This window comes from Okeania sp. (assembly GCF_983059655.1).
The window spans coordinates 3,628-9,793 of record NZ_CEZPJD010000263.1; the positions used below are offsets into that span (position 1 = coordinate 3,628).

Genomic DNA, 6,166 nt, shown 5'->3' on the forward strand with positions numbered 1-6,166 from the left:
TTAGCTGGTCTACCATTTTATTCAAGGTAGTCTTAAGTTCCAATATCTCCCCTTGAGCATCCACAGTAATTTTCTGAGTTAAGTCTCCTTCAGCAACAGCAGTAGCTACTTCTGCAATATTTCTCACCTGTAAAGTTAAGTTAGATGCCATACCATTGACATTATCTGTTAAATCTTTCCAAGTGCCACTTACTCCTTCAACTTGTGCTTGACCTCCTAATATTCCTTCGCTTCCAACTTCTTTTGCAACCCGCGTTACTTCTCCACTAAAAGCATTTAGCTGGTCTACCATTTTATTCAAGGTAGTCTTAAGTTCCAATATCTCCCCTTGAGCATCCACAGTAATTTTCTGAGTTAAGTCTCCTTCAGCAACAGCAGTAGCTACTTCTGCAATATTTCTCACCTGTAAAGTTAAGTTAGATGCCATACCATTGACATTATCTGTTAAATCTTTCCAAGTGCCACTTACTCCTTCAACTTGTGCTTGACCTCCTAATATTCCTTCGCTTCCAACTTCTTTTGCAACCCGCGTTACTTCTCCACTAAAAGCATTTAGCTGGTCTACCATTTTATTCAAGGTAGTCTTAAGTTCCAATATCTCCCCTTGAGCATCCACAGTAATTTTCTGAGTTAAGTCTCCTTCAGCAACAGCAGTAGCTACTTCTGCAATATTTCTCACCTGTAAAGTTAAGTTAGATGCCATACCATTGACATTATCTGTTAAATCTTTCCAAGTGCCACTTACTCCTTCAACTTGTGCTTGACCTCCTAATATTCCTTCGCTTCCAACTTCTTTTGCAACCCGCGTTACTTCTCCACTAAAAGCATTTAGCTGGTCTACCATTTTATTCAAGGTAGTCTTAAGTTCCAATATCTCCCCTTGTGCTTCTGCGGTTATCTTTTTACTCAAGTTTCCTTCAGCAACAGCAGTTGCAACTTCGGCAATATTACGAACTTGTAAAGTTAGGTTCGCTGCCATACCATTTACATTATCTGTTAAATCTTTCCAAGTACCACTTACTCCCTCTACTTTTGCTTGACCTCCCAATATTCCTTCGCTTCCAACTTCTTTGGCAACTCGCGTTACTTCCGAGGAGAAAGCATTAAGTCGGTCTAGCATTTTATTCAAGGTAGTCTTGAGTTCCAATATCTCCCCTTGAGCATCCACAGTAATTTTCTGAGTTAAGTCTCCTTCGGCAACTGCGGTTGCAACCTGGGCAATATTTCTCACCTGTAAAGTTAGGTTAGCTGCCATACCATTGACATTATCAGTTAAATCTTTCCAAGTTCCGGCAACCCCTTTTACCTTAGCTTGACCTCCTAATGTTCCTTCAGTTCCCACTTCCTTAGCAACCCGCGTTACCTCCGAAGCAAAAGTATTGAGACTATCCACCATCAAATTAATAGTATCTTTCAGTCGTTGCAGTTCCCCTTTTGTTTCTACCGTAATTTTCTGAGTTAAGTCTCCCACACTAATAGCTGTAGCAACTTTGGCAATGTTCCTAACTTGGTTTGTCAAATTAGTTGCCATCTCATTAACATTGTTTGTTAACTCTTTCCAAACACCAGATACTCCTTCAACCTTTGCTTGGACTCCTAATTTACCTTCTGTTCCCACTTCCTGAGCAACCCGCGTTACTTCTGAGGAAAAACTATTAAGTTTGTCCACCATTTGATTAACAATGGTCCCAATGCGGTAAAATTCTCCTTTTAAGGATTTTCCTTGCAATTGTAAGTTAATTTTTTTGGACAAATCTCCATTTGCTACTGCTTCTAACACCCGCGAAACTTCCGTAGTGGGTCGCGCCAAATTATTAATTAGTCCATTTACTGCATCAATGCTTGATTTCCATGACCCTTTAACTTCAGTTAAACTTGCTCTAGCAGTTAATTCTCCTTCTTCTCCAACTTCACGACTAATGCGCCCCATTTCTTCGGCAAAGTTTTGATTAATAACTATCATTTGATTAAAGACAATAGCTACTTCTCCTAAGCCATTATTTTCGGGAAGACGCACGGTAAAATCTCCATCTCTAGCAGCTTTAAGAGCAGTTAATAAGGAGTCAAGATTAGGATTATTATTCATATCAATATTAGTTTTTGGTTGAGAAATTGGAGTTGATGAAATTGCTTCAGATTCAGTCATAGTTTCTTGGAGGTTTTCTGTAGTTGGTTCGGTATCTTCAAAGAATACCTGACGACCAGGATTTCGTTTTTTAGGAATTGTCATTTCAGTTATAGAAGGGAATAGGGAATAGTTCAACAATTAATAATTAATAATTAATAATTAATAATTAACAATTACCTCTCCTTCAAAAGAAGAGGATTGACTAATCATGAAAATTTTTGCTTGTTTCTCCTTTAAAGGAGAGGCTTTAAACCTTAATTATTCGGTAACAGGGAATAGTTAATCTAATTATTGACCTCCAAAGTACAAGCAATTAAAAAACTAGATTTATTACGTCGATCATTAAAATTACAGACTTATTTTTGAGGAATTAATGGTCAATTCACCTCTGATAAATAGTTGGCTATTTCCATATAATTTTTCACAATTTGACTGTTGGGCGAAACATGAGAAATTGGCATTCCCTCCTGTTGTGAACGATAAACTAATCGGGATTCGGGAATTTTAAATAGATGATCGGACATCCTTTGAACTCCCTCCTCAATTTCTTCAAATATACTATGTTTTGATGATTTTTTTGATTGAGATATACCAGTCCTAGATTTTGTATAACGATTGAAAACAACTGTAAATTGATTGATTTTATGTCCAGTCATTTCCTGAATATCCTGACAATAAATTTGGAATTTTTCTAACGCTTCGATAGAAAAAATACTACTATCAATAGGAATAACAGCCTCATCTGCTGCTCGTAAACTATTGAGCATAAATAAGCCCGTATCTGATGGCACATCAATTAAAATATGATCGTAGTAAGATTTAATTGGAGCTAAAATTCGATTTAACATCCCGACTTTATCTTTACATTGGTGCATTAAAATAGAAGCTGCTGCTAAATTTAATTCTGAGGGAACTAAATGAAGATTTTCTATTTGTGTTTCTAAAATTGTCTGAGTAATAGGAACTCCTTGATATTCCTGACATTCATTTAAGACTGCATCATAAATAGAGTTTTCTAAACTATTCTCATCAATTCCCAATCCAGAAGTTGCATTAGCTTGAGGGTCAAAATCTACTACTAATACCCGACTTTTTGGACGAATTAAAGTTAAACATCCAGCTATATTTATGCAAATAGTAGTTTTTCCTGTACCACCTTTTAGGTTGGCAAAGGCAATGATTTTAGCCATCATTTTTGACTTATGATATTTCTAAATATACAGCATATTTAATCATAGGTAAGGTACAGCCATCATAGGCAATATCCCTGTGCTACAAAACAATCATCACTCAACTTATTAAACAGGAAACTTCAACAATTAATAATTACCTCTTATTAAAAGAATGACTCGAAGGAAAGTTTTGATTTTATCCGCTTAAAAGGGGAGGATTTAAACCTGGATTGTTGAATTTAAAATCATTCATTTGTCATTCTGGAAGAATCCTATTTTTGTTGATATTATTATATAGCTAATATTATATAGATTTCCAGGTAAATCAGATAAATTTATCTATTTTAAAAAATTTCAATAAATCTTGATTAATATTTATTCTCATTTTGCCTTTTCAATTGTCACAAAAGTTGCTATAGCAATCAGGAATCAGTTGTGAGAATTGAAGTGTTCCTTAAAAGTATGGAATATATCAATTATTATATTCATATGGTATGTTTTTTTCTTCTTCTCTGTTCCCTGTTCCCTAAAAGTTTCCAATATCTCACAACTCAAATAATATTGCTATATAATGAATTAAATGCAGAGAAAAATTAACTGGATATTAAGCCCATAATTCATCAATATGGGAACACTTTTGATTTTTTTGCCTTCCCAAAAGCGGTTGATTTAAGCAATGTCAGAAGTCAAAAATCTAACACAATTTCGTCCTTCTTCTTTAGTTAGATAAAGTGCTTTATCGGCTTGACTAATTAATTCATCTGGATGTGAATTTATAGTTGGAATAATTGTTGCCAAACCTAAACTAATGGTGATATATTTATCAACTTTTGAAGCCTCATGGATAATTTTCAAAGCATTAACTTCAGTGCGAATACTTTCAGCAACATACATTGCTCCAGATCTGTCTGTATTGGGTAATACTACCACAAATTCTTCTCCTCCATAACGAGCAACTAAGTCTGTTGGTCTTTTTAAAGTTTTTTGAATTACTTGAGCCACTTTTTTCAAACAAATATCCCCTTGAGGGTGACCATAAGTATCATTAAATAATTTAAAAAAATCAATATCTATCATTATTAAAGAGATGGGCTGAGATTCGCGGATAGCTCTTTTCCAATCTCTTTCTAAGACTGTTTCCCAGCAATAGCGATTAGGAATACCTGTTAAAGAATCTGTATTTGATATTGTTAGTAAATCTTGCAGCTTCTCATTTTGTTGCTGAAGCTCATAAGTTATCACTAGGACTTCATCAGCTAATTTTTGATTGAAATTACTTAATTCTTGTTCTCTCTGGTGTAGTTTTTGTACTAAATGAATTCTTTCCAAAGAATAGCGTATCGAACGGATTAATACTTCTGCTGACAGTTCATTTTTAACTAAATAATCCTGCGCTCCTTTTTGAACCACTTCAACAGAAAAATCCTCATCATTTTTTCCAGTCAAAACAATAATTGGAATATTAGGAGACACTTCTATCATCTGGGAAATAGTCTCAAATCCTTGACTATCAGGTAGTCCTAAATCAAGCAAAATTACATCAAAATTTTCTTGATTAAGTTGCTCAATTGCTAAGGATAATCTAGTAGAATGAGTCACATGAAAACCAAAAACTGATTCAAATTCTAACAACCTTTTGATAAGAAAAGCATCTCCTAGATTATCTTCTACTAATAAGGTATTTAAAGAAGATTTTTGATTAACCTGATTCTTCTTAAACATGGTTTTGTTATCATTTGAGATATAAGAAGTATTATAGGTTGTTATTTGAGTTTTTTTCTGTTCCTGGGATAATAATTTCATGATTTAATTTATTATGATTAAAGGAAATAAAAACTAGAGTTAAATTATGATTGATTAATATCACTATCTGTCAACGTTAAATAATATTTAATTATTTATACTCAAACTCTTGCCATTTTTAAGCAACACTCATATCAACTACTTTTTCAATATCAAGAATTAGTAAAAGTTGTTTTTCTAACTTATAAGCACCTCGAATTAATTCCCGTACTTTTCCTCTCAATGTTTCTGGTGGTGATTCAAAATTATCTTGAGATACATCAATGACATCTCCTACCTCATCCACTAATAAACTAATTGTTTCATCTTCAAAACGTACCACCACATTAAGAGGTAATTTTTCCATTTTATTATCAGTTAAATTCAATCTCCTGCGCAAATCAATTGCAGTCACAATTTGACTCCGAAGATTAATTAACCCAGCAACTTCTGGTGAGGATAAAGGAACATGAGTTATCTTTTGATAACGAATAATTTCTTGCACTTTTTCTACTTCTATGCCAAAGAATAATTTCTCCAGATAAAAAGTACAAAATTGATTTTCTTGGGTTGTTTTTATAGTTGGATTTTCCATTTTTTATCGGCTTTGTTGCAGAAAAGTTGCGATCGCTACAGGGAAACTACTAGGTAGCACCAATACAAAGATAGCCTTAAAGCTTAACACTATAGAACCGTTCTACTAAACTTACCCAAACTTACCCATACACGATTGCATGAGCTTTGGAGCTAGCTTCCTGTTTCACTGAAGACCACTGACCGCAGTCTGTAACTTATCTTCTCCACAGGCTTAAATTCGCTTGAAACTCAAGCTACTGATTCACATAGTTTTTCAGGTTGATAGCAGCATTCAAATCTCTATCAGTTTCAAAACCGCATTCACTACACTCATAAGTTCTCAAGTTCAATGGCATTTTCTGTTGATGCCCACAGTTTGAACATATTTGAGAACTTGGATAAAATCTAGGAGCTATGACTAATTTACTGCCGTACCATTCACATTTGTATGTCAGTTGACGTTTAAATTCATAAAATCCACAGTCTGCTATGGCACTTGCTAGTTTAT

The 6,166-nt window shown here is 34.2% G+C and carries 5 protein-coding genes; all 5 read right to left on the minus strand.

What is annotated here, in order from left to right; translation table 11 throughout:
* A partial coding sequence (locus AC3DU7_RS15790) for a HAMP domain-containing protein (protein WP_488040283.1) occupies window positions 1–2,230 on the minus strand: 2,230 nt, incomplete at its 3' end.
* 275 nt (window positions 2,231–2,505) lie between these two features.
* Entirely contained in the window at window positions 2,506–3,321 is an 816-nt protein-coding gene (locus AC3DU7_RS15795) for a ParA family protein (protein WP_488040284.1), read from the minus strand.
* A gap of 648 nt (window positions 3,322–3,969) precedes the next feature.
* Window positions 3,970–5,103: a GGDEF domain-containing response regulator gene (locus AC3DU7_RS15800; protein WP_488040285.1), complete on the minus strand. Its 1,134-nt coding sequence runs from the start codon at window positions 5,101–5,103 to the stop codon at window positions 3,970–3,972.
* Window positions 5,104–5,221: 118 nt separating this feature from the next.
* Complete coding sequence (locus AC3DU7_RS15805; protein ID WP_488040286.1) at window positions 5,222–5,677, minus strand: chemotaxis protein CheW; 456 nt, start codon at window positions 5,675–5,677, stop codon at window positions 5,222–5,224.
* Between the two features lie 235 nt (window positions 5,678–5,912).
* On the minus strand, window positions 5,913–6,166 hold a 254-nt coding region (locus AC3DU7_RS15810; RefSeq protein WP_488040287.1), incomplete at its 5' end, for an RNA-guided endonuclease InsQ/TnpB family protein.